The organism is Gemmatimonadota bacterium (assembly GCA_040388535.1).
GTDB lineage: Bacteria > Gemmatimonadota > Gemmatimonadetes > Gemmatimonadales > GWC2-71-9 > Palsa-1233.
Genome location: JAZKBR010000001.1, coordinates 216033 through 240204, shown reverse-complemented (window position 1 = coordinate 240204; position 24172 = coordinate 216033). Strand labels below are relative to the sequence as shown.

23 protein-coding genes are annotated in these 24172 nt (G+C 66.3%); 17 read left to right on the top strand and 6 right to left on the bottom strand.

All coding sequences use genetic code 11. The annotated features are described in order from the left end of the window. The first annotated feature begins 32 nt into the window (after positions 1 to 32). From trpS to V4558_01020, 3 genes are all read left to right on the top strand, one after another. Complete coding sequence (trpS, locus tag V4558_01030; GenBank protein MES2304058.1) at positions 33 to 1022, top strand: tryptophan--tRNA ligase; 990 nt, start codon at positions 33 to 35, stop codon at positions 1020 to 1022. Then, positions 1022 to 2038 (top strand): ATPase, T2SS/T4P/T4SS family, encoded by a 1017-nt coding sequence (locus V4558_01025; protein MES2304057.1) that lies wholly within the window; start codon positions 1022 to 1024, stop codon positions 2036 to 2038. The genes trpS and V4558_01025 overlap by 1 nt, the downstream gene beginning before the upstream one ends. 90 nt (positions 2039 to 2128) lie before the next feature. After that, entirely contained in the window at positions 2129 to 3409 is a 1281-nt protein-coding gene (locus V4558_01020; protein ID MES2304056.1) for an adenylosuccinate synthase, read from the top strand. Positions 3410 to 3520: 111 nt separating this feature from the next. On the opposite strand, the gene V4558_01015 is transcribed toward V4558_01020, so the two are convergent. From V4558_01015 to V4558_01000, 4 genes are read right to left on the bottom strand one after another with little or no spacing between them, the layout of a single operon-like run. Further along, positions 3521 to 5506, bottom strand: coding sequence for a hypothetical protein (locus tag V4558_01015; protein ID MES2304055.1), 1986 nt, complete (start codon positions 5504 to 5506; stop codon positions 3521 to 3523). A gap of 16 nt (positions 5507 to 5522) precedes the next feature. Further along, positions 5523 to 6719, bottom strand: coding sequence for a hypothetical protein (locus V4558_01010; GenBank protein ID MES2304054.1), 1197 nt, complete (start codon positions 6717 to 6719; stop codon positions 5523 to 5525). Continuing rightward, positions 6719 to 7111: a type II secretion system protein gene (locus tag V4558_01005; GenBank protein MES2304053.1), complete on the bottom strand. Its 393-nt coding sequence runs from the start codon at positions 7109 to 7111 to the stop codon at positions 6719 to 6721. Before V4558_01005 ends, V4558_01010 begins: the two co-directional genes overlap by 1 nt. After that, a complete protein-coding gene (locus V4558_01000; protein MES2304052.1) occupies positions 7112 to 7654 on the bottom strand; it encodes a type II secretion system protein in 543 nt (180 codons plus the stop codon). A 138-nt stretch (positions 7655 to 7792) separates the two neighbouring features. Here V4558_01000 and V4558_00995 point away from each other — a divergent pair, with 138 nt between their 5' ends. From V4558_00995 to V4558_00955, 9 genes are all read left to right on the top strand, one after another. Further along, a complete protein-coding gene (locus tag V4558_00995) occupies positions 7793 to 9124 on the top strand; it encodes a glycine--tRNA ligase (protein MES2304051.1) in 1332 nt (443 codons plus the stop codon). Next, on the top strand, positions 9121 to 9822 hold the full coding sequence (locus tag V4558_00990; GenBank protein ID MES2304050.1) for a metallopeptidase family protein: 702 nt from the start codon (positions 9121 to 9123) through the stop codon (positions 9820 to 9822). Before V4558_00995 ends, V4558_00990 begins: the two co-directional genes overlap by 4 nt. Further along, positions 9822 to 10976 (top strand): cytochrome D1 domain-containing protein, encoded by a 1155-nt coding sequence (locus V4558_00985; protein ID MES2304049.1) that lies wholly within the window; start codon positions 9822 to 9824, stop codon positions 10974 to 10976. The genes V4558_00990 and V4558_00985 overlap by 1 nt, the downstream gene beginning before the upstream one ends. Before the next feature lie 3 nt (positions 10977 to 10979). Then, on the top strand, positions 10980 to 11249 hold the full coding sequence (locus V4558_00980) for a hypothetical protein (protein MES2304048.1): 270 nt from the start codon (positions 10980 to 10982) through the stop codon (positions 11247 to 11249). After that, on the top strand, positions 11246 to 11503 hold the full coding sequence (locus V4558_00975) for a hypothetical protein (GenBank protein MES2304047.1): 258 nt from the start codon (positions 11246 to 11248) through the stop codon (positions 11501 to 11503). Before V4558_00980 ends, V4558_00975 begins: the two co-directional genes overlap by 4 nt. Before the next feature lie 5 nt (positions 11504 to 11508). Beyond that, positions 11509 to 12396, top strand: coding sequence for a histone deacetylase (locus V4558_00970; GenBank protein MES2304046.1), 888 nt, complete (start codon positions 11509 to 11511; stop codon positions 12394 to 12396). 55 nt (positions 12397 to 12451) lie between these two features. After that, positions 12452 to 13471 carry a dipeptide epimerase gene (locus V4558_00965; protein ID MES2304045.1) on the top strand — a complete coding sequence of 340 codons (1020 nt, stop codon included), beginning with the start codon at positions 12452 to 12454 and terminating at the stop codon, positions 13469 to 13471. Beyond that, the gene (priA, locus tag V4558_00960; protein ID MES2304044.1) at positions 13468 to 15888 is read left to right on the top strand and encodes a primosomal protein N'; all 2421 of its coding nucleotides are present in this window, start codon (positions 13468 to 13470) and stop codon (positions 15886 to 15888) included. Before V4558_00965 ends, priA begins: the two co-directional genes overlap by 4 nt. A 68-nt stretch (positions 15889 to 15956) precedes the next feature. Continuing rightward, positions 15957 to 16589: an MIP/aquaporin family protein gene (locus tag V4558_00955; protein ID MES2304043.1), complete on the top strand. Its 633-nt coding sequence runs from the start codon at positions 15957 to 15959 to the stop codon at positions 16587 to 16589. A 132-nt stretch (positions 16590 to 16721) separates the two neighbouring features. Here the strand turns inward: V4558_00955 and V4558_00950 are convergent, their stop codons facing one another. After that, entirely contained in the window at positions 16722 to 18803 is a 2082-nt protein-coding gene (locus V4558_00950) for a TonB-dependent receptor (GenBank protein MES2304042.1), read from the bottom strand. Positions 18804 to 18887: 84 nt separating this feature from the next. Here V4558_00950 and V4558_00945 point away from each other — a divergent pair, with 84 nt between their 5' ends. Genes V4558_00945 through V4558_00930 form a run of 4 tightly spaced genes read left to right on the top strand, consistent with a single transcriptional unit; the run spans position 18888 to position 21565 of the window. Continuing rightward, on the top strand, positions 18888 to 19967 hold the full coding sequence (locus V4558_00945; protein ID MES2304041.1) for a hypothetical protein: 1080 nt from the start codon (positions 18888 to 18890) through the stop codon (positions 19965 to 19967). Beyond that, complete coding sequence (locus V4558_00940) at positions 19952 to 20365, top strand: hypothetical protein (protein ID MES2304040.1); 414 nt, start codon at positions 19952 to 19954, stop codon at positions 20363 to 20365. Before V4558_00945 ends, V4558_00940 begins: the two co-directional genes overlap by 16 nt. Next, positions 20349 to 20840 (top strand): Fur family transcriptional regulator, encoded by a 492-nt coding sequence (locus V4558_00935; GenBank protein MES2304039.1) that lies wholly within the window; start codon positions 20349 to 20351, stop codon positions 20838 to 20840. Before V4558_00940 ends, V4558_00935 begins: the two co-directional genes overlap by 17 nt. After that, complete coding sequence (locus tag V4558_00930) at positions 20837 to 21565, top strand: cytochrome c biogenesis protein CcdA (protein ID MES2304038.1); 729 nt, start codon at positions 20837 to 20839, stop codon at positions 21563 to 21565. The genes V4558_00935 and V4558_00930 overlap by 4 nt, the downstream gene beginning before the upstream one ends. Positions 21566 to 21574: 9 nt before the next feature. Here V4558_00930 and V4558_00925 read toward each other — a convergent pair whose 3' ends face one another. Then, positions 21575 to 23323: an ABC transporter ATP-binding protein gene (locus V4558_00925; protein MES2304037.1), complete on the bottom strand. Its 1749-nt coding sequence runs from the start codon at positions 23321 to 23323 to the stop codon at positions 21575 to 21577. Between the two features lie 51 nt (positions 23324 to 23374). Here V4558_00925 and V4558_00920 point away from each other — a divergent pair, with 51 nt between their 5' ends. After that, positions 23375 to 24166 (top strand): hypothetical protein, encoded by a 792-nt coding sequence (locus V4558_00920; GenBank protein MES2304036.1) that lies wholly within the window; start codon positions 23375 to 23377, stop codon positions 24164 to 24166. Positions 24167 to 24172: the final 6 nt, after the last annotated feature.

The window sequence follows — 24172 nt, the reverse complement described above, 5'->3', positions numbered from 1 at the left end:
CCGCCCTCTTCCGGTCGGAGTAGCTTGCCGCCATGGCACGCGTCTTCTCAGGCATCCAACCCTCCGGTGAAATCCACATCGGCAACTGGCTCGGCGCCCTGCGCAACTGGGTGGCGCTGCAGGACCAGCACGAATGTCTGTATTGCATCGTCGACCAGCATGCCATCACCGGGAAGTACGACGCCTCGTCCCTCGCGCAGCGCACTCGCGAGATGGCCATCGGTCTGCTGGCGACCGGTGTCGATCCCTCGCGCTCGACGCTCTTCGTGCAAAGCCACGTGCCCGCGCACGCGACACTCTCGTGGCTGCTGACGACGATCACGCCCGTGGGCGAACTCGAGCGGATGACGCAGTATAAGGATAAGGCGCAGCGGTTCGAATCGATTCCGGCCGGGATTCTTGCCTACCCGGTGCTGATGGCCGCCGACATCCTGGTGTATCGGGCCGAGGCAGTGCCGGTGGGCGAGGACCAGATCCAGCATCTCGAGCTCGCGCGCGAGATCGCGCGCAAATGGAATCACGAGTTCGCACTGGGTGAGAACTTCTTCCCCGAGCCGCAGCCGATTGTCACCGGTGCGAAGCGGATCGTTGGCCTTGATGGCTCGGCGAAGATGTCGAAGAGCCTCGGCAATACCATTGGTGTGACCGAGGCACCGGAACAGATCTGGGAGAAGCTTCGCCCGGCGATGACCGACCCGGCGCGCGTCACCAAGAAGGATCCCGGGACACCTGAGATCTGCAATATTTACGCGTTGCACCGACACTTTTCGCCACCTGACACCGTCGAGCAGGTCGCCGTGAATTGTCGTTCGGCGGCGTGGGGCTGCATTGAGTGCAAGCGGGTACTCGCCGACAATATGGTGACCACGCTCGCACCAGTCCGTGAGCGCGCACTCGAACTGGCCGCCGACCCTGCGCAGGTAACGGCAGTCCTCGCCGACGGCGCCGCGACCGCGCGGCGGCTCGCGGCCGAGACGATGCGCACCGTGGCCGAACGCATGGGTTTCCTTCCGGAGGGATGATGAGCACGACATCTCCAATGCTGGCGCGCGTCCTCAAGGCCGCGGTACTTCGCGGCGCGTCCGACGTGCACGCCAAGGCCGGCGATGTCTTCCGCGCGCGGGTCGAGGGGGAGCTGGTCCCGCTGACGAAGCAGCGGCTCACCCCGCAGCAGACTCGCGCCCTCGCGGCGACCTTCGCCGGGTTGTCTATCGAGGACGCCCGCCTCGATTCGCTGCGCGACTTCGACTGCAGCTGGGGGGTGCCTGGTGTCGGGCGCTTCCGGGTCAATGTCCTGCGGCAGCGCTCTTCGTTCATGGTGGTCTTGCGGGTGATCCCGTTCTCAGTGCCGACCCCCGAGGGACTCGGGCTACCCGAAGTCGTCACCCGTTTCGCCGAGGCGCCCGACGGGCTGGTGCTGGTGGCTGGGCCGAGCGGGTCGGGGAAGACCTCGACCATCGCGGCGATGGTCCATCACATCAACCGGTCGCAGCAGCGTCACGTCGTGACCCTCGAAGATCCGATCGAATTCCTGCATCGCGACCTCTCGTCGTCAATCACCCAGCGCGAGATCGGCAGCGACACCGACGACACCGCGACGGGGCTTCAGACGGCGATGCGGCAGGACCCGGATGTGATTGTCGTGGGCGAGCTGCGTGACCCGGTGGCGCTCGATCGGGCGATCCGTGCCGCCGAGTCGGGGTGCCTGGTTCTCGCTGCCGTCAGTGCCACGGACGCGGCCTCGGCTCTGGTTCAGCTGGTGGCGACGATGCTTCCGGAAGAGCGCGAGGTCGGCCGGATGAGGCTGGCGGGGGCACTGCGGGCCGTGCTCGCCCAGCGGCTCCTGGCGCAGCCTGGCAGTGCCACGGGGCGCGTCCCGGTGGTGGAGTGGGTCGAGGCCACCGCGACGCTCAGGGAGGCGCTGGTGGTCGGCGGCGAGGCCGCACCATTCCGCAAGGCGATCGAGCGGGCCGCCAGCGAGGGAATGGGCGAGACCTTCGCCCACGCACTCGCAGAGGCAGGGCTCGCACCGAATTGACCGTGATGCGCCCCCCGCGTTAGCTTGCAGGGGAGTCGGATACCGGCCCCGCAAGGGGCCGTTTTTCTTGGGGTAAACCAGGCGGAACAGATGTTTGATCGGAAGCACAATTGTGTGGTGGTGGTGGGCGCCCAGTGGGGCGACGAAGGGAAGGGGAAGCTGGTCGACGTTCTGGCGGAACAGGCCGACATGGTGGTCCGCTATCAGGGCGGCGCCAATGCCGGGCACACCGTCGTGGTGGGCGATCGGCAGTTCGTGCTCCACCAGATCCCGTCCGGAATCCTCCACGCCAGCGCGGTCTGCGTGGTCGGCAACGGGGTCGTGCTCGACCCCGAAACCTTCTTCGCCGAACTCGATGAACTCGGTGGGCAGGGCATCGACGTTTCGGGGCGGCTCTTCATCTCCGATCGCGCTCACGTCGTGCTTCCCTATCACAAGCTCCTCGATCAGGCGAGCGAGAAGCTCCAGCAGATCGGCACCACGGGTCGCGGCATCGGTCCGACCTACGAGGACAAGATCGGACGTCGCGGTGTACGCGTGGCCGATCTCTGCCGCGTCACTGCCGCCCGCTCGATGCTCTCCGACCGTATCGACCGTGCCAACGCGCTGTTGCAACTGCTCGGGTCACCCGCCCGCGCTTCGCTCGATGAGCACCTGGCCCTGGTCGACCGGCTCAGCGCGCGGCTGCGTCCGCTGGCGACCGACACCGGCGCGCTGGTCTACCGCGCTCTCCGGGCCGGCAAGCGCGTGCTGATGGAAGGCGCGCAGGGGGCGCTGCTCGACGTCGATCACGGCACCTATCCGTTCGTGACGTCGTCCAATACCACGGCGGGTGGTGCAGCCATCGGCGCGGGCATCGGACCGACTGAAATCGACGGTGTCCTCGGCGTCGTGAAGGCCTATACCACGCGCGTTGGTAATGGCCCGCTCCCCACCGAAGCCGAGGGCGAGATCGAGGCGCGCCTGCGCGATCTCGGCGGCGAGTTCGGTGCGACCACCGGCCGGCCGCGCCGCTGCGGCTGGTTCGATGCCACGGTTGTGCGCTACTCGGTGCGCGTCAACGGCCTCACCGGGCTGGCGGTGACGAAGCTCGATGTACTCGATACCTTCGACGAGATTCCGGTGGGCGTCTCCTACCGTCTCGATGGCGAGGAGTGCGACGACGTGCCGAGCGATGTGGAGCTGCTCGATCGGGTCGAGCCGGTCTACGAAACGCTCCCCGGCTGGGGGAAGTCAACGGCCACGGCGCGCAAGCTCGCCGACCTGCCACCGCAGGCTCGCGCCTACCTCGACCGGCTGCAGGATCTGGCCGGCGCGCCGATCCGGTATGTGAGTGTGGGGACGCGGAGAGATCAGATCATAGAATGCTGATGGATGACAGATGACAGATGACAGATAAGACTGCGGGCCGGCATCTCATTGAGGTGTCGACCCGCCTGCTGTATCCGTCATCAGTCATCTGTCATCCATCATCCTGCTGTTCTACTGCGCCCTCAACTTGTCGAAGTAATCCGCAATCGACATCTGCCTCAGCCAGACCGGGTCCACTTCGTAGTAGCGGCTCTCGACGAAGCGGCCCGTGGTCGGGAAATACGGCGGCGGGTTCACGGCGCCGCACGGATCGTAAGTGTGGGCCTCACCCCAGCCATATCGACGGTAGGTGTAAGTCGCATTATCGACACGACCCTGGGCCAGACCGCCGGTGACCCGGATGCAGCCATTGGGCGCATCGCCGCAACGGACCGACACTGCGGACGCGTTCACCGACGCGGCGCCAGACCAGATGTCGACCGGGATCCCGGAGCCGTCGACGCCCTCGCCGTAGAAGTTGCCATCATTGCCAGCGCTGGTGCCGGCCGCCAGGAAGAACATGTTGTAGTTGGCGTCGCTGGTGTCGTCATAGCCACTCCAGACCACATTGTTCACCTTGAACGGGGTCTGCAGGTTGTTGTCTTCGATGATCACGTCCTTCGTCGCGATGGCGCCGAAGATGTCGCCGGTCACATCACAGTTGGTGCCCGGCGGGTTGGTGTAGGTCAGATCGTCGGCGAGGATGACGTTTCCCGTCGCGAAGACCGAGACACGCCCGCGCAGCCGGCCGCTGATGGCGACGTCACCGCTGACGTAGATGACACCCTTGAAGTTCGGGTTCGACCCCAGCGGGATCAGGTACGCCTTGTCCCCCGATCGCACCGTGGCGAGGCTGGCCAGCGCGCCGGCGCGGCGCTTGACCCACCAGCCGAAATTGTTGCTCGCGACCGGCGCGTTGGTCACCGTGGAGTCGGGGGTGAGGCTATCGCCCGTGGTCGCCTTGAAGAGGCGCGGATCACCTCCGAGGTAGCACCGATGCGTACCGTTGGTCGTGAGCGCCGTACGCACGGCGGTCCGCTGGTTGGTCGCGCCACCGGTGGTGCCGTTGTAGATGTCTGCCGCCGTCCGGAATACTGACGAGCCGGTGCCGTTGAGCTGTGCCACCGCGCCGCAGTTGCGCGAGATCATGTTCGGATCGTCGCTCTGCGTAGTGCCGCTCGGCACCGTCGGCCAGCGACGCCCAGTAGCGTAGGCCAGCACCGAGTCGCGGCTGTTGGCCGGCTTCCAGACCCGCATGAAGCCCTCGTCCCATTCGATCATCCCGTTGCCGTTGACGTCGATGGTCACGAACTCGATCCGCAGCCCGGGAATCTTCGCGCCGCTGGTGCTCGAGGTGAGATCGTAATCGCCGTTTGCCGCGTCGCCGTCCTGGGCGAATTGGCGCATCAGGGTGATGCGCGCCGGCGTCGGCCAGGGAATCGCGCTCGCGCTGGTCTTCACGCCCGCACGGTAGTCACCCGACGGCTGGTTGGTGATGGACCCCGCGACGGTGACCGGGCCGGTGAACAGCGTCTTCGGCGAACTGCAGCCGCTGCTGAGCTTCAGGCCGGTGTTCGAGTGGAAGGGGCCCGAGACCGACTCGGTGCAACCATAGGCCGCGCTGCCGCTCCAGTTGTTGACCGCAACCGCAAACTTCGCCCACGACTCCTGGGTCATCAGCAGCCGTCGCGCGGCGACGGCACCACGTCGATCGCTGATGATCGAGACGGCGCTCGCAAAGTTGCTGCCGTATTGTCCGGCAGTGGCCGAGCCGCCGGTACGTCCGCCCGTGCGGCCCACGTAGAGTGAGCGGGTGATCCCGGGGAGTGTGTTCCCCATCGCGTCCGTCACGGCAGCACTCGAGGCAAGCGTCGTGAAGTTGTTGAGCGGCAGCAGTGTGTCGAAGTTGCCGCGGTTCACCGAATCGCGAATCAGCTCGAGCCCGCCATTGGCGGCGGCCTGGAGTGACGCCTCGCGCGCGGTGAATGACGTGGCGATCTGGGCCCCGCGCGACAGGAGCACCGCACCGAGCGCCATCGCCGCGATGGCGATCGAGATGAGGAGCGTCAGGAAGAGCGCGGCACCGCGACGGTTCCGGGAGAGGCGAATGCGGGACATGAGTGGTTCCCTCGCGTCAGGGACTGGGAGTGACGTTGAGTGTCCGGATCGTCGACTGTGCCGGAGTACAGTCCTGGGCCGCGATGCCGAAGGTGTACGCGGTGCCAGGAATGTTGTCGGAGATCTGCGCGGTATACGTCGCCTTGCCGTCTTCGGCGCGGACGATCACGAGCGGGTCCGACCAGACCGAGGCGGCGGCGGGGCGACGATAGAGGATGTACTGCGTGACGTCCTGTTCGCCGGTGCCTTGGTCGATCGATGCTGCCCAGGTGAACCAGAGGCGCCCGCTCCCGGGGACGGTGTCCACAACCGTCAGCGACGGCGGATCGTACGGTGCGCGGCCACAGACGGTAGGAAGCGGAATTCCGTTGTTGGGTACTTCGATGGTGGTGGTGATGTCGCGCAACCGTTCGTCGGCGCCCGACTTGCCGTTCGTCAGCCGGAAATTCATCCGCACCGCCCGCACCGAGTCGGGCCGGACATAGTTGGCCGAATCGGTGGACGAAATGCCGGCAATCAGCGGCCGACGCGTGAGCGGCAGCAATCCGGCGGGCACCGTGAGCATCGTGTCGCCGGTGCTGAGTTGCCGCTGCATCAGGAACTCGAAGAATGGCTTCCCGTTGGGGTGCGCCAGCAGGTTGCGGGCGACGATTTCCGGGGAACCGTTGTTGACACGCTGATAGAGGATGTAGTCGTCGCTGCGGCTGGTCGAGGCGTCGCTCTGGAAATAGAAGATGTAGGTCTCGGCCGGCGACGGTGAGCCGTTGCCGAGGCGATACGTCGCTGTCGGGTAGGTGTAGCTGGGCGACGAGTTCGGAATGGCGCTGGCATCAGTCTGGAGCCAGGCGACCGCTTCGGCCGGCGGGGTGTCCGGATTGTAGTACGCGGCCCACCGCATGTCGGTGGTGTCCTGCTCGATGTAATCCGTGTTGAACGCGAGGATGGTATTTGCACCGTAAACCAGCACCGGCTGGTTGTTCGGCGAACCGGCCCCCATCGTACGAATCACCCGCTCGGCCCCTTCGAGGGTGCCGCGCGCGTTCTGTACCATGTCGTACCGGTCGCTGTTGGCCATGAAGCTGCGGCTCTGCGAACGGAACAGTGTGTAGGCAGCTCCGGCGATCGCCAGCGTCATGGTCATGGCAATCAGCAGTTCGCTGATCGTGAAACCGCCAGTGCTCCGGCGAGGAGGAAGCGTTCGCTGAGTGCGCATCATGGGCTCGCGATGACGGCGGTGACGGCCACGGTGTCCTTCAGGCTCGGATCGACGACGCGGACCGTGACCGTGGTCCGGTCTCGCGCCGGTGTGCCGGTCTGGTCGCGCACGATGTTGGTGAGGCGGCGCATGTTGTTGTAGCCGGGAAAGCCGGTGGTGTCCGCGCCGGCGCCCGAGCCGTAGAGGGTCACCAGCCGCGGATAGCGGGGATCAGCCCGAATCAGTTCCAGTCGGTCGGCCGCAACACCCGACGCTACCACCCGGACCGAGGACTTGGTCATGGCACGGGAGAATTCGCTGGCAAACCGGGCCGTTGTCGCTGCGACGAGCACCAGAATGACCACGGCCATCAGGACTTCCACGAGAGTGAATCCGGCGCGAGTCCGCATTCAGTTCATCCGTTTCCAGGAACCGGTGGCGTGCGAATAGAGGACCACTCGGCCGGTGGCTCGAGTGACCGTGACAGCGCGGCAGTGATGACAGGTCGAATCGGCGCCGGGACCGGAGAGGTAGAAGGTCCCGCTGCGATTGGCCGACCCATCGCGTCGGAAGGTCAGCACGCTGAGTTCGGTCGGGTCCGTTGGTGACGGCGTGTCCCCGCCATTGCCCTTGGCATAGGTAAAACCGTTGTCAAGCGGCAGGCTGCGCACCCGCTCCGAGACGCCGGCCGAGCCATTGTCGTCGATGTCTTCGAGGATCAGCATCCGGGCCGGGTCGGGAATCGATACGCGGATGTTGGCTTGCAGGGAAACTGCGAGTCGCTGGGCGTTGGCGAGGTCGGTGAGGACCCCGCGCGCCGTGCTGTCGGCCCGGTACTTCACCCAATCGAGGCGGGAGGCGGCAATCCCGGTGAGGATGCCGACCATGACCAGGGCAATCATCATTTCGAGCAGTGTGACGCCGTCGCGCGCCCCTCCCCCATTCCGATGCATGGGAGCCTCAGGGGCCATCAATCCGATGTAGCTTTGACGCGACACGATTCCTCCGCCCAATGGAGCCAGCTGCCGGGTCGGGTTACGTTTCCGTTCCCGCCGCACGCGCGGCCCCACGACTCTAGCCAGTATCGCCGGATGCCAGAACTTTCTTTAATGGACAAGCTGGTTTCCCTGGCCAAGCGCCGGGGCTTCATCTTTCAGTCTTCCGAGGTCTATGGCGGGCTCGGCTCCGTATGGGACTACGGACCGCTCGGCGTGGAGCTCAAGCGCAACATCAAGGAGCGCTGGTGGCGCTCGCTGGTGCACGCCCGCGATGACATCGAAGGGCTCGACGCGGCGATCCTGATGCACCCGAAAGTCTGGGAAGCGTCTGGTCACGTCTCCGGCTTCACGGATCCGCTGGTCGACTGTCGCACCTGCAAGTCGCGCTTCCGGGCCGACAAGCTGGCCGATGCACGCTGCCCGCAGAAGCCGAGCAAGGTGCCCGGCGAGCACACGGCGTGCGATCTGACCGAACCGCGCAACTTCAACCTGATGTTCAAGACATTCATGGGGCCGGTTGAAGAGAGTGCCTCGGTGGTCTATCTGCGTCCGGAGACGGCGCAGGGGATCTATGTCAACTATCTGAACGTCTTGAACTCATCCAGGCAGAAGGTCCCCTTCGGCATCGCGCAGATCGGCAAGGCGTTCCGGAACGAGATCACGCCCGGAAATTTCATCTTCCGCACGCGCGAGTTCGAGCAGATGGAGATGCAGTTCTTCGTGCGGCCCGGCACCGACGAAGAATGGTTCGAGCGCTGGCGCGGCATCCGGATGGCGTGGCATCACGAGCTCGGACTGACGCCCTCGAAGTTGCGCTGGCACCAGCACGGCGAGGGTGAGCTGGCCCACTACGCCAAGGCGGCGTACGACATCGAGTACGAGTTTCCGTTCGGCTGGCAGGAGATCGAGGGGATTCACAGTCGCACGGACTTCGACCTCGGTCGGCACCAGGCGGCTTCTGGGAAGAAGCTCGAGTACTTCGACCAGGCGGCCAACGAGCGCTATCTCCCGTATATCGTGGAGACCTCGGCCGGCGCTGACCGGGTGACGCTCACCGTGATGGCGGATGCCTATCGCGAGGAGATGGTCGAGGACGAGCTTCGCGTCGTGCTCGGCTTTCACCCCGCCGTCGCCCCGGTCAAGGCGGCCGTCCTGCCGCTGACCAAGAAGGACGGCCTGCCCGAACTGGCGCTCGAGCTCTATCACGACCTGCGCAAGAAGGCTCCGGCGTTCTACGATGACGGTGGCGCCATTGGTCGCCGCTATCGCCGCCAGGACGAAGTCGGCACACCGTGGTGCTTTACCATCGATCACGACACGCTGACGTCACGCACCGTGACCGTACGGCATCGCGATACGATGCAGCAGGAACGGATCGGGCTCGATCACGTCGCCACCTGGATCGCCGAGCGTCTCGGCGAGTGACCGCCGAGGCGTTCGAGGCGCTGGTGCGCCGCATGACCACCGAGGTCCCCGCCGATTACTTCGACGGTGTGACCGAGGTGGTCGTGTCTTCCCGGACCCTGCCACATCCGGTGCGTCGCGAGATCTACACGCTCGGCGAATGCATCCCGCTGCCGCTCGAAGGGAGCGGGGTCGACACGATTCAGAGCCGGGTGGTGCTCTACTACGGTTCCTTTCGGGCCCTGGCCCATCTCGACCCTGAATTCGACTGGGAAGGAGAGGCCTGGGAAACCTTGACGCACGAACTGCGTCACCACGTCGAGTGGCGCGCGCGACGAGACGAGCTGGAAGCGCTCGATCGGGCCGCCGAACAGAACTACGCCCGCCACGACGGGGAGAGCTTCGATCCGGTCTTCTACCTCGATGGCGACTCGCCAGCCGAGGGGGTCTATCAGGTCGAGGACGACTGGTTCCTCGATCAGCTGGTGCCCCGGATCCCCGGGGAGCTGGCCGTCACCTGGCACGGCGACCGGTATCTCGTCCCGATCCCGGCGACGGCCACCCTGCCAGCGTATCTTTTGATCGAAGGCGTGCAGGAACCGCCGCCGGGTGACCTGGTCGTCGTGCTCCGTCGCCCACCGAAGCTGCTCGACCTGTTCCGGACCAGCCCTGTTTTTCATGCCATCGTGAAAGTCCGCTCGCTGGAGGAGTCTCGCTGATGAACCGCGTTCTGGTCGTGTTCGCGCTGATGAGCCTGGGGGCTTCGGTTGCACCCGCACAGGCTCCCGGCTCGTATCTGGTCGGCGTCGTCAGTGAATCGGGCGACATGGTGACCTGGCTTCGTCCGGGGGCCGGCGGCACGCTCACGCTGGACCGGGTCGTCAAGATCGATCCGCGCCCGCCGGAGATGGATGGCCCGCACAACATCACGACGGCGCCGGACCAGAAATCGTATTTCGTCACCGTATCGCACGGCACACCGTTCGGATCGCTCTGGCGACTCGATGCGCGCAACGACACCCTGATCGGCACGGCTCCACTCGAGATGTATCCGACGACCATCGGCCTGACGCCCGACGGCGACTTCGCCTTCGTGGCCAACTCCGATTTCTATGGCGACCGCCCCAAGGTGAATCCGGTCACCATCGTCCACACGCCGACGATGACCACAATCACCAACCTTGCCACCTGCGAAATGCCCCACGGTGCCAAGGTGAATCACGCGGGAACCATCGCATACATCTCCTGCATGCATTCGGATGAGATCGTGGAGATCGATGTCTCTACTCTCGCGATCACGCACCGCATCAAGCTCGGCAAAGGCCACGCCATGGCCGGTATGGATCACGGTGCAGCCGGGCACGCGGCACCCGGCGCCGCGCCGGCGATGCCGGCAATGAGCGGCATGCCGTCGGTACCGGGCCCGGACATGAACAAGGAATGCGCCGCCACCTTTGTGTCGGTCTCTGCCGATGACTCGCGGCTCTTTGTGGCGTGCAACTACGGCAATGAGCTCCAGGTCTGGGATGCAAAGGCACGTACCCTGATCAAGGCGGTGCCGACCGGTGCGGGGGCCTACAACGTCGAGCCGTCGCGCGACGGCCGATGGATCATCGTCACCAACAAGAAGGATCAGAGCATTTCGGTGATCGATGCAGCCACGCTCACCGAACGGAAACGGATTCCGACCACGAAGAAGATCGTCCACGGCGTGGCCTACTCGCCGGATGGCCGGTACGCCTTCATCTCGCAGGAGTCGATCGGTGCCGATGCCGGCGCGGTCGACGTGCTCGATCTCACGACCCTCACGATGGTCAGCAGTTACCCCGTCGCGGCGCAGCCGACCGGGATCACCATCCTCCGGAGCCAGTGACTCATGGTTTTCGAGACGACCACGTCGCTCGCACCAACTGAAGTCTTCCAGCGCGCCAAGCGATTCTTTGCCGAGCGGGTGCCCAATACGGCCGCCTTTCCCGAGAAGGAAGGGCCGGGTTGGCTGGTGCTCCGCGGACAGGGCGGGGAAGAGGTAGCGCTCGCGGCATTTCCTGCGGGGAGTGCGACGCGGGTGCGTGGCTCCACCCTGCTCTTTGATCAAGCCGTCGATCGCTTCCTGACGACGCTGCCAGCAGCCGAGGTGGCACCATGAATGACACCGTCCCCGTCCGGGTGACTGTGGAAGCGTGGGAAGAGGTCGACCTCGATCTGGCGACTTCCACCACCGTGCACGATGTGAAGCGTCAGGCGCTCGCCGCCGTGCGAATGGCAGATGATCCGGCCGGGTTCCTGGTGAAGTTCCGCGGCGCCGAGTTGTCCGATGAGTCGCGGACACTCGCTCAGGTGGCATTCCCCGCTGACGGCGCCCTGATCGTGTTGCGCCGCCGCCGTCGCGCAGTGCGCTGACTCGCTTGCAGGTATTCACAGCTGCCAGTTGTGCCTTCCACGAGCCGGGTCCGGGTTTTCCCGAACGCCCGGCTCGACTCGCGACCGTGCTCGCCGCGCTCTCGCAGGCTCCCCGCATCGAGGTCGTCGAAGCCGAGCCGGCGACGCTCGACCAGCTTACCTCGCGACACTCGCGCAGCTATCTCGAATCGATCGCCCCTCGGGCGGCCCGCCACGGCAACTTCGGCCCTGATACTCCTGTGGGGCCGGGGAGCTGGGAGGCGGCGCTGGGGGCCTCCGGGGCCGCGCTAGCCGCACTCGAGTATGCCCACTCCGGCAGCGGTCACGCCTTCGCCGCGATTCGTCCACCGGGGCATCACGCGCTGGCGGAATCGGGGATGGGCTTCTGTCTCGTGAATCACGTCGCTGTGCTCGCGTCTGCTGCGCGGCAACTCGGACGGCAGCGCGCGCTCATCATCGACTGGGATGTCCACCACGGGAATGGGACGCAGGCGATGGTGGAGAACGAGGCCGACACGCGCTTTATCTCGATGCATCAGTGGCCCTGGTATCCGGGCACCGGTGCCGCCGACGAACGCGGGGTAGGGAACTGCTTCAATCTTCCCCTTCCCGCCGGGCTGCTGGCAGCGGACTACGTCCAGACATTGTGGCATGGCGTGACGGTGGCCACCCACCATTGGACCCCCGATGTCATCCTGATCTCGGCCGGCTACGATGCCATGCTCAACGACCCGCTCGGGGGCTTCACCCTCGAACCGGCCGACTATGCCACCTGGACGCTCCGACTGCGAGAGCGCTTCCCGGCGGTACCCATCGTGGCGTTGATGGAAGGGGGCTACGCGCCGGCCCGCCTCGCGGCCGGGGTCCTCGCGACGGTCGCGGCGCTCGCCTGACTTCCGGCCGGGATTAGCTTTCGGTACTCCTCCACCTTCGAGCCACGAAACCACCATGACTCTCCGTCTGGAAACCGAAGTCCTCACGCTGCATACCCGCCACCCGTTCATCATCGCGCGCGGCGGGCAGAGCGAGTATCGCACGGTCATGGTGAAGATTTCTGATGCCGATGGCGTCACGGGATGGGGGGAGGCGGCGGCGACGCGGTTCTACGGCGAGACCCTCGACACGTTGCAAGCCGCGCTCACCACGTACGCCGCGCATCTGGGCGACGACCCGATGCAGCTGGAGCACATTGAAGCAGCGCTCGAAACCGCCCTGCGACGCAATGCGGCCGCACGCGCGGCGATCTCGATGGCCTTGCACGACCTGGTGGGCAAGCGGCTTGGCGTCCCGCTCTGGCAGCTCTGGGGACTCGACCGCGCGGCCGCACCGCAATCCACCTTCACGATCGGAATCGATACCCCGGCGATGCTCAGGCAGAAGGTGGCCGAGGCCAGCGAGTATCCCATTCTCAAGATCAAGCTCGGGTCGGCGAACGACCTCGAATTGCTGCAGACCATCCGTGGCGCCACCAGCAAGGAGCTGCGCGTCGACGCGAATTGCGGCTGGACGCCAGCGCACGCCGTGCGCATGCTGCCGGTGCTTGAGGAGTTCGGCGTCACCGTACTCGAGCAGCCCGTGGCCCCGACCGATCTCGATGGCCTCGCCCACATTCGTCGGCATGCGCGCATCCCGCTCATCGCCGACGAGAGCTGCGTGACCGCCGCCGACATTCCGGCCCTCGCCGGCCGGGTCGACGGCATCAACATCAAGCTCGCGAAGTGCGGCTCCTTGCGTGAGGCGCTGCGGATGATCGCCGTGGCGCGAACGCACGGCATGATGGTGATGGTGGGGTGCATGATCGAATCGTCGCTCGGCATCACCGGCGCCGCGCATTTCACACCGCTGGTCGACATCGTGGATCTCGATGGTGCGGCGTTGTTGCGCGATGACCCCTTCGCCGGGGCCAGCATTGCCGGGGGGCAGGTGGTGTTGCCGACAACCCCCGGCCTCGGCGTCACGCGACGATGACGGAGCGGTACGCGCACGTCGCGCTGCCGCTCCCGCTCGCCGAGCCGTACGCCTACCAGATCCCCGCGACACTGGCTGACCGCGCGCTCCCCGGGGCGCGCGTTGTCGTTCCGGTGCGACGCAGCGAACTCGTCGGAATCATCGTGGCCGTCGATGTTCCGGCCCCGTCGATGGCCACCCGCGAACTCCTCGCAGTCCCCGACGACGTACCGGCGGTGCCCGTCGCACTCCTCGCGCTCGCGGCCCAGGTCGGCCGCTACTACGGCACTCCATTGGGGATGGTGCTCCGGGCGATGCTTCCGGGAGCACTCTGGGGACAATCTTCGATCGAGCTGGTGCTCACCGAACAGTACCCGCCACAGCTGGGCGGCACGGCCGGGACGCTGCTCGACTTTCTCCGCGACCGCGGCGGCCGGGCATCGATCGCGGCAGCTGCACGCGCACTCAAGAAGCCGGTGTGGGATGTTGCCGACCGGCTTCAGCGCGTCGGTGCCGTCGAACTCCAGGTGCGTCCGCCGGATACCGGTGGTGGCGTGGCGACGATCCGCGCCGTGACGCTGGCTGGCGATCCGCTCTCACTGCTGGAGCGCGACCGCCGCTTCAAGCGCGCGCCGAAGCAGCGGCTCATCTACGAGGCGCTGGAGGAACGCGGCGGTCGCGCGACCGTGCGCGAATTGTTGCAGGCGACCGGCACCACCGAGAGCCCGCTGACAGCGCTCGTCTCCGCCGGCCTTGCCTCGATCGCCGACGAAGAGTCGGCCCGCGACCCGTTTGCCGACTTGCCGGTAAGCGCCCCACCGCCGACGCTCTCGGTGGTGCAGCGTGAGGCGCTCGCCGCGCTTGCCGCGATTCCTGTGGGCGAGTCGGCGCTGTTGTTCGGTGTGACCGGGTCGGGCAAGACCCTGGTATACCTCGAACACATCCGCACTGCCCTCGAATCGGGGCGTGGCGCGTTGATCCTCGTGCCGGAAATCGCACTGACGCCGCAGACGGTGGCCCGGGTCCGCGGCATGTTTGGTGACGAAGTCGCGGTCTTGCACAGTGGCCTCTCCGATGGCGAGCGCGCCGACGCGTGGCGCGCGCTGCGTCGCGGGGAGCGGCGCGTCGCCGTCGGGGCGCGCTCGGCAATCTTCGCTCCGGTGCGCGATCTGGGAGTCATCGTCCTCGACGAGGAGCACGAGGCGAGCTACAAGAACGGCGAGACGCCGCGCTATCACGCCCGCGAGGTGGCGATGATGCGCGCGCGGCTCGAAGGTGCCACGGTCGTGTATGGCTCGGCCACCCCCTCACTCGAGAGCTGGACACGCGCGGAGGCCACCGGGAGGATCGTCCGGCTGCCAGGTCGCGTCGGTGACCGGCCGATGCCGCCAGTCGAGCTGGTCGATCTGCGCACCGTGCCGTCTGTTGCCGGCGCCGGCATGCTCGCCTGGAGCGAGCCACTGGATGCAGCGGTCACCATGGCGCTCGCACGGAGCGAACAGGTCCTGCTCCTGCTCAACCGGCGCGGGTGGGCGTCGTTCCTGCAGTGCACCACCTGTGGCGAGGTGATTGACTGCCCCAACTGCAGCATCTCGCTCACCCTGCATCGGCATCCGCCGGAGCTACGCTGCCACTATTGTGATCACCGCGAGCCGGTCGCCGAGAGCTGCCCGAAGTGTACGGCCACGACGATGCGATCGCTCGGCGCGGGAACGCAGCAGCTCGAGCGACTGGTCGCCGAACGCTTTCCGGCGGCGCGGGTCGCCCGGATGGATCTCGACAGCACATCGGCCAAATGGTCCCATCACCGGATCCTCGAGCGAGTCGGTCGTGGTGAGGTCGACATTCTGCTGGGGACACAGATGATCGCGAAGGGGATTGATTTTCCGAACGTGACGCTTGTCGGTGTCGTTGATGCCGACACGGCACTGCACCTCCCCGATTTTCGCGCGGCCGAGCGCACCTTCCAGCTCGTCGCGCAGGTGGCGGGTCGTGCTGGGCGAGGGCCGAAGGGTGGTCGCGTCCTCGTCCAGACACGCCAGCCAGAGCATCCCGCACTCGCCTTCGCGTCGCGGCACGATGCCGAGGGCTTTCTGGCCGCTGAGGCAGAGCTTCGCCGCTCGCCGACGTATCCACCGCACACCAGTCTTGTGCACGTGGTGCTGAGTGGTACAGAGCGGCTCGATGTGATGAAGCGCGCGCTCTCCCTGGCCGAGTGGTGTGAGCGGAGTCTCGCCCGCACCGGGTTGCCGGTCATTGTGCTTGGGCCCGCCGATTGTCCCATCGAGCGGATCAAGGAGCGCTGGCGGGTGCACCTCATTCTCAAGGGGCCGGCCGAGGCGCTGGGTCGCTGGGTACGCACGGCCTCCCCCCGGCTCGCCGCCGCACGGGGCGAGGTGCGGATCTTCGTGGATCGCGATCCGGTCTCCTTGCTCTGACCGGTCGCGTTCGTGACACGCGGGCGCTAGTTTATCGCCGTCGTCAATTCCTTCCCAACGGAGGCTCCATGAAGAAGCTCCTCACCGAGTTCATCGGGACGTTCTTCCTTGTCTTCACCATCGGCCTCACCGTCACGGCCGGCTCGCCCTTTGCGCCAATCGCGATCGGCGCCGCGCTGGTGGTCATGGTCTACATGGGTGGCCACATCTCGGGCGCACACTACAACCCGGCCGTGTCGCTGGCGATGGTCTTGCGCGGGAAGCTGCCGAATGCCGACTTCGTGCCGTACGTCGTCGCGCAGCTGCTCGGAAGTACGGCTGCCGCCGCGGCGGTGCACCTCATCGTCGGGAAAACCTTTGCCCCCGCGATGGGAGATGGTGTCTCGGTGATGTCTGCCTTGCTGATCGAAGTGCTCTTCACCTTCGCACTCGCTCTGGTGGTGCTGAACGTGGCAACCCACAAGGCGACCAGCGGCAACTCGTACTATGGGGTCGCAATCGGCCTGACCGTGACGGCCGGTGCCTTCGCTGGCGGGCCGATTTCAGGTGGCGCGTTCAATCCTGCGGTGGGCATTGGTCCGACGCTCATCAACGCCACGCTGGGCAGCGGATCGTTCGATCAGCTCTGGCTGTACATCGTCGGGCCGCTGGTGGGGGGCGTGCTCGCGGCGGTGGTGTTTGGGGTGCAGGAGAGGGACTAGAGAGACTAGAGACGAGTGACTAGAGACTAGAGACTAAAGACTAGCGACTAGAGAGGGCCACTGCCCTTCCTGGTCTCTCCTCTCGATTGGCTTTTCTCCAATCTCTAGTCTCTAGTCACTCGTCTCTAGCTTCTACTTGCCGCTCACTCCAACGGTAAGCCCCGCATAGATCGCGCGACCGGCGGCGGGCTCCATCACTCGGCCGCCGGCGCCGTTGAGCGTCACCGAACCGACATAGCGTCGATCAAAGAGATTCGTAATCGCGATGAACGGCTCGACGCTCGGTTCGACCGAGGCGCGGTGCCACGCCAGCCGGGCACCCGTGACGCCACCGCCCCATCCGCTCACCTTCAGCAAATTCTCGTCGTCGGCGAATTGTGCCGCCGTGAAGGCATGGTCGAGGTCGATGGTCATTCCCCTGCCGACATTTCCTCGCAGCCCGAGACGTACGACGTGCGGGGGCAGCCCGGCGAGTCGGTGCCCATCCAGGGTATCGACGGAGGCACCATCCTGCACGCGGTAGTTCGTGAAGACCGCATGGGTCCACGTCCAGGTGCCGAACAGCGAGAGCCCTGAGCGGAGCGTGAGTGTGCCGCTCGCTTCGGCGCCGCTGGTCCGCGTGGCGCCCGCGTTGCGGAAATAGCTCCGGCCGCCAACTTCTCGCCACGGCACGATTGCGTCGTGGGTGGTCGTGCGAAAGAGCGCGATCTCGAAGCGCAGCCGATGATGGTCGCCACGAATGCCGACCTCCTCGCTGACGCTGCGCTGCGGGTCAAGGTCGGGATTGAATCCGCCATCGCCTGCCGGTCGATTCGCGAGTTCGGTCGTGGTCGGAGTCTCGAAGGTGGTGGCCACGCTGGTCCAGGCGGTGAAGTGGCGCGACCACTCCAGGCTGACGCCGATGTTTCCGCTCCACGACGCGAGCGTCCGACGCCCGCTGGCGTCGCCGTCGGCGAGAAACGCGTCGTTCACCTGAAAGCGGGATGCATCATGGCGGACGCCTGCACGGAGCACCACTCGGCGCTCCACTGGCCAGAGTAGTTGTGCGAACGGTCCGAATTCGGTGACTCGCTCCCGCTGATCGAGCAGCTTCACCCCGGTCGGGACGCCGGCTGCCGATCGCTGATTGATTCGGTCATCGCGCAACGTCTGCAGGTCGAGTCCGGTGGTCAGTCGCGGCCCGCCAAGATCTACGGTCGCAGAGGCCCGGCCGCCCCAGACGCGTCGATCAATGCTGACATAGGTGCCGCTCGTGGACGTGACCGGGGCAGGCGGGGGCGTCGCGAGGGGATTCTCGAGATCGCGCCCGACAGTCCAGGTCGTCGCGTCCACCTGCCAGTGTCCGTTCTCGTGGTGGATACCCAGGGAACCCTGAGTCTGCTTCACCTCCTTATCCGCGCCGCGCAGGATATTGCTCGCAGCGGCGGAGTCGCGTCGGGCAGCGAGCTCGCCCTCGGTAAGTGCCCCGGGGTTTTCGGCACGCGGGTCGTTCGCCGCAGCGAGTCGGAAGGAAAGTGTGGTCGTTCCGCTCGCAAACCAGTCGGCACCGAGTGAATACCGTTGCTGCTCGGCGCGACTGTGCTGTCGGAAGCCATCGGTCGTGAACCGGGAGCCGGTCGCCGTGACGCCGAGGTTGCCGAGCCGGGCCGCAGCGACAAGCTGCGCCTTGGCGCTCCCGAAGCTGCCACCCTCCGCTCGCCCCTCGAGGTGCCACGGTGCCGCTGGTACGATGCTCGAACGGAAGGTGAGCACACCGCCCGACGCGTTGCCGTAGAGTGCCGAAGCCGCGCCGCGCAGCACCTCGACGCGGGTGACCTGACTGAGATCGAGGTTGGTGAGGGTACTCTGGCCATCAGGGAGGGTCTGCGGTACGCCGTCGAGAATCACCTTGATCCCGCGAACGCCGAAATTGGCGCGCGCACCGAAACCGCGGATGGTCAGGCGTTGATCCACCGAGTAATTCCACCGATTGCCGGTGATGAGCCCTGGAACAAAGGCGAGTGCCTCGTCGAGTCCAGGGGCAATCCGGCCGCGTCGCAGCGCGGCGCTGTCGAGTACCGTGACCGAGGCGCCGAGCCGGCTGAGCGCCTCAGGGGTCCGGGTGACGGTGACCGTGAGCTCGGTCAGCCGTCGGGCGGTGTCCGCACCCTGGGCCAGGAGAGTAGCGGGGAAGGCGGCGATCAGCAGCAGCACAGTGCGCATGGCGAGCGGCATCAACGATCATACACCGCCCGGGCCACGATCGCTGGCCGCCAGTTGCCTTGTCCCACCTCCCACGAGCGGCCTAGCTTTGGCCCGATGACTTGGCTCCCCGATGTGACCCTGCCCCCGTTTGCCGGCGCGCCCCTGGCGCGCTTCACGGCCGCGCCTGCGCCGGGCGTCCTCCCGGAGCAGTTTTTCCCGACGTCCAACCTGCCGACCTACGTCCAGCTCGAGTCCGGGTGGGTCGCACCGACCCGACCCCGAATGGATTGCTGCCTCGTGCGGCGCGGCGCGACGGTAGAGACGCTGGAGCCGCGCCTGGTAGCGCGGGGCGATCTGGTGCTCGTCGGCATCGATGAGCACGGCAGCGATGGCGTGGTGGTCCACACCGAGGGATTCCTCCGCGGCGCCCGGGGCGCCAACGAGTTCGGCTTCATGAGCACCGAGGTCTCGCGCGAACGTCCGGTGAACTATGAGGACCTGGCGGCTCGGCTGGTGGCCGAGCGCGACGGCGGCGGCTACGTCGTCTGGGTGGCCGGACCAGCCCTGGTACATTCTCGCGCGCGATCCGATTTCGAATGGTTCATCCGGCAGGGCTTCGTGCAGGCGGTCCTCGCCGGGAACGCCGTCGCCGTGCACGATATCGAGGCGGCGATCTTCGGCACCACGCTCGGCATGGACAACAGCGGCCGCCCCACCGCCGGCGGCCACGGCACGCACATGCGGGCGATCAATGCCGTGCGCACCCTCGGCTCGATCGAACAGGCGGTGTCGACCGGGCTGGTTGGAGCGGGTATCATGCACGCGCTGGTGACCCATGGGGTACCCTATGTGCTCGCCGGCTCGATCCGCGACGACGGCCCGCTCCCGGGAGTGATCACGGATGCCCTGATGGCGCAGGACGCGATGCGGGCGCACACCGTCAGAGCCACTGGCGCCGTCTTCATTGCCACGGCGCTGCACGCAATCGCGGTCGGCAACATGCTGCCGGCATTTCATACGCATACCATCGACGGCCACCCCGAGCCATTGATGACCATCTGTGTCGACCAGACGGAGTTTGTCGTGAACAAATTGCGGGATCGTGGTACCCATCAGGCCTTCGGGGTCGTTACCAACGCGCAGGACTTCATGCACGTGCTCCGCAGCTACGTCGAACAATGCTCTCCTCGTTGACCCCGACGGGCCCCGGGGAGGGGGCGCACTGGGAGCGGCTCGCGCTCTGGCTCACCGGGCGACTCGCGGTCGATGCGATCGATGGCGTCTGGGTCTTCCGCGTATTGCGGCGCGACTATCGTGAATTCGGCACCGCCGTTCTCAGCACGATCGATGGCGACCGGCGCATCATTCACACCGCGCGCTACGTGGCGACCATCAAGGGGAAGCAGCGCGGCGGATTCGAGGCGCACCTTGAAGAAGTCGGCAGCGGTCCACTCGACGCGCTCCACGAACTGCTCGCACTCGTGCCGGTCCGCGCCGACGATGAAGATCCGCCGACACCGGTCGACGTGGCACTCTGGTTCCCGCCGGTGGTCGCACCGGTCGCGGTCGAGGTGGATGAAACCGGAGAATGAGGCCTCGCGCCGGGAATTGCTGGAGCGGTTCCGCCGGTGGCTGCGGGACCGCCATCTGCCGGTCACCCGCCAGCGCGATCTCGTGGCGCGGACCATCTTCGACAGTACGGCGCACCTGTCGGTCGAGGAGATTCAGCGACTCCTGCAGGACCAGCAACTCCGGGTGGGTACCGCCACGATCTATCGCTCCCTCGAGGTGCTGCTGCAGAGCGGCCTGGTGCGCTCGCACGATTTTGGTGAAGGGTTCAAGCGCTACGAAGCCACGGCCGGCGGCGGCCAGCACGGCCATCTCATCTGCGGACGCTGCAGCGGCGTGACCGAATTTTCGACCGAGCGATTCGAGCGAATCCTCCCCATTGTTGCCGACGAACATGGCTTTCAATATCAGCGGCATCGCGTCGAGGTACACGGCCTCTGTCGCGCCTGTCGTGAAGCAGACTACGGCGCGCTGGCCCGCGCAGGACGCACTCGATGACCGGTGAAGCGACCCTCGGACCGGCCGTGGCATTCGTGGCAGGGCTGCTCTCCTTCCTCTCGCCCTGCGTTCTGCCGCTGGTGCCGAGCTACATCGGGTTCCTCACCGGCATGACCCTGGACGAAATGAGCGACAAGCGGCACTGGGCCGTGCTGCATGCGCTCTGTTTCGTCGTCGGTTTCTCCCTCGTGTTCATTGCACTCGGAGCCGGGGCAACCGCGCTCGGCGCCACGCTCAAGTACCATCGCGAATGGATCGCGCGCGTGGGCGGCGTGATGCTGATTCTCTTCGGGCTCTACAGCATGGGGCTCATCCGGGTCGGGCTGCTCGATCGCGATCAGCGGATGCACATCGACCGGAAGCCGATGGGATTCCTCGGCTCGTTGCTGGTAGGGATGGCGTTCGCGGCCGGCTGGACGCCGTGTCTCGGGCCGATCCTTGGCGGCATTCTCGGACTCGCGAGTGCCAGTGCCAGTGTTTCGCGCGGCGTGGCGCTGCTCGCGGCCTACTCCGCCGGACTCGCCGTGCCCTTCCTCCTCGCCGCCTTTGCCCTCGACTCCTTCCGGACCTGGTTCGTCAAGTTCCGCAGGTGGATGCCGTGGGTGCAACGCGTGAGCGGCGTCGTGCTGGTGATCGTGGGAATTCTTCTCGTGAGCGGGCAGCTCTCTCGGCTCGCAGCAGCGCTGCAGTCCATCACCCCCGCCTGGATCCTCGAGCGCGTCTGAGTCGGCCCGCTAGGCCTCCTCGCTGACGGCCACCTCGAGTTCGTCGCGGGCCAACAGCCCGACGTACCGGCCGCCGCGCGCCATCAGCTCCGGGTGCGTGCCGCGCTCGACGATCACGCCATCGGCGAGTACCAAGATCTGGTCCGCCTCGCGCACCGCCGAGAAGCGGTGCGAAATGATCAGCGCAGTCCGGCCGACGATCGCCGATCGCATCGCCGCGAGTATCTCTGCCTCGGTGTGGGAATCGACCGCACTGAGCGCATCGTCGAGCACGAGCACCGCGGGGTCGCGTACCAGCGCACGCGCAATCGCTGCCCGCTGCCGCTGACCGCCCGACAGATTGATGCCGCGCTCACCCAGCATCGTGTCCCAACCGTTGGGGAGATCCGGCAATGCCGCGGCGAGCTGTGAAGTGGCCGCTGCAGCGTCGAGGCGACCGTCGTCGGGCGCACCTAGCAGGACATTCCCGCGCAGAGTATCGGAAAAGAGGAAAGTCTCTTGCGGCACCGCGCCGATGGCGGCCCGCAGATCGGCGAGGGTCAAGGAGCGAATATCGATGTCATCGAGGAGTATGCGACCCCGCTCCGGATCATAGCTGCGCACCAGCAATTCGCCGATCGTGGACTTGCCGCTGCCGGTGGCCCCTACGATTCCGAGCACCTGGCCCGCCGGCAGATCAAACGAAAGATCCCGCAGCACCCAGCCCCTTTCCTCGGCGCCCGGGTAGCGAAACCAGACGCCCTCGAAGGTGACGCGGCGGGGCCCAGAGGTTGCGGGAAGCAACGTCGCTTGTGTCGGGGAGGTCACGTCGGGCGTCACCGCGAATAGTGCTTCAATTCGGGACGCAGCCGCATCGCCGCGCTGGAGCAGCGAGATCGCCCAACCGAGCGCGATCATCGGCCACACCAGTGTAGCGAGATAGACTCCGAAGGCGACGAAGCCGCCGACCGAGATCTTCCCGCTGAGGACGCCCTGACCGCCGAGGACCAGCGCGATCACGGCACCGATGCCGCCGAGCATCCCGAGCAGCGGATTGAAAAAGCCCTGGGCGCGCGCCAGGGCGAGGTTGCGGCGAATGTATTCGCGGTCGAGGCCGTGGAACACGGTGCTCTCCGCCGACTCCTGGGCGTAGGCCCGCACGATTCGAATACCGGCGAGATGTTCCTGGACGAATGCCGAGATGTCGCCGAAGTGATCCTGCACGGCCATCGATCGGCGATGCACTTCGCCGCCGAGTACCACCATGGCCAGGGGCAGGCCCAGGGTCGGCAGCAGAGCCCAGAGCGTGAGGGACGGCGAGATGGCAAGCATTGCCGGGACGATCATCGCGGTTCGGACGGTAGTGTCGACCAGGTACATGACGGCCGGACCGGCGACCATTCGCAGTGCAAGCAGGTCGTTGGTGGCGCGAGCCATCAGGTCACCGACAGGATGCCGCTGGTAGAAAGGCGCCGACAGACTCATCAGATGGCGAAAGAGGTCGTCGCGCAGGTCCGTCTCGACTCGGCGTGACACACCATTCAGGAGCAGGCGCATCCCGAAGCGGAGCGCCCCTCCGAGTGCGGCAAGGCCGATGACCCAGAGGGCCGCAGTGCGAACCTTGGTGGTGGAGCCGGCGATGACCGCATCGATGCCGTGCTGGACATAGCGCGGACCGAGGGTTGCGAAGAGATTGGAGCAGAGCAGGCAGGCAAACCCGACGAGATAGGTCCTCGGGTAGCGACGGAAATACGGGAGGAGTCGACGCAACGCTCGCATCCCGGCAATGTAGGCAGGAACGGTTCAACCTTCACGCAGGAGCAGCATTTCATGAACGGGAAACTGACCATCCTCACCCTGGCTGTGCTGGCCATTGGCGGATGTGGCAAGGACAAGGCCGATGCGCTGGCCGCACGCGACAGCATGGCTGCGCGGGATTCGCTGGTCCCGATCGGGGATGCCCAGCCACTCGGTGACACGGCGCTGAAGCCAGTGAAGCCCGAGACCGTCTACGTTGCCAAGAAGCCGACGCCCAAGCCGGTGGTGCGCAATCCGTCGCCCGCGCCGGCCCCCGCGCCTGCTCCGGCGGCCCCTGCGTCACGCTCCGGCGTGCTCGCATCGGGCTCGTCCTTCACCGCCTCGGCCATCGACTCGGTCCATTCGCATTACACCAAGGTCGGCGACCAGATCCGCGTTCGCGTCAGCAATGATGTGACCGGGGCGAATGGGCGGGTCGTGATTCCGGCCGGTTCGATCGTGACGCTCGCGGTGACCGATATTGCTCAGGCCAAGAATCGTGGCGAGAAGGGAACGCTCGCGATGTCGGCGCGGAGTGTCGAAATCAACGGCTCGTCGTATCCGATCTCGGCAAATGCGTCAGACTACGCCTACGAGATGAAGGCGCGTAACGTCGGCGTTGAGGAAGTAGCCAAGACCGGCGCTGGTGCAGCCGCAGGCGCCATCGTGGGTCGCGTCATCGGTGGCAAGACGGGCACCATCATCGGTGCCGTCGGTGGTGCCGCTGCCGGCGGTGCGATTGCCGCGAAGAGCGCCAATCGCGACATCATCGTGCACGCCGGCAACAGCGTCACGCTCACGTTGCGGGACGACTTCTCCCGCTAACGGAAA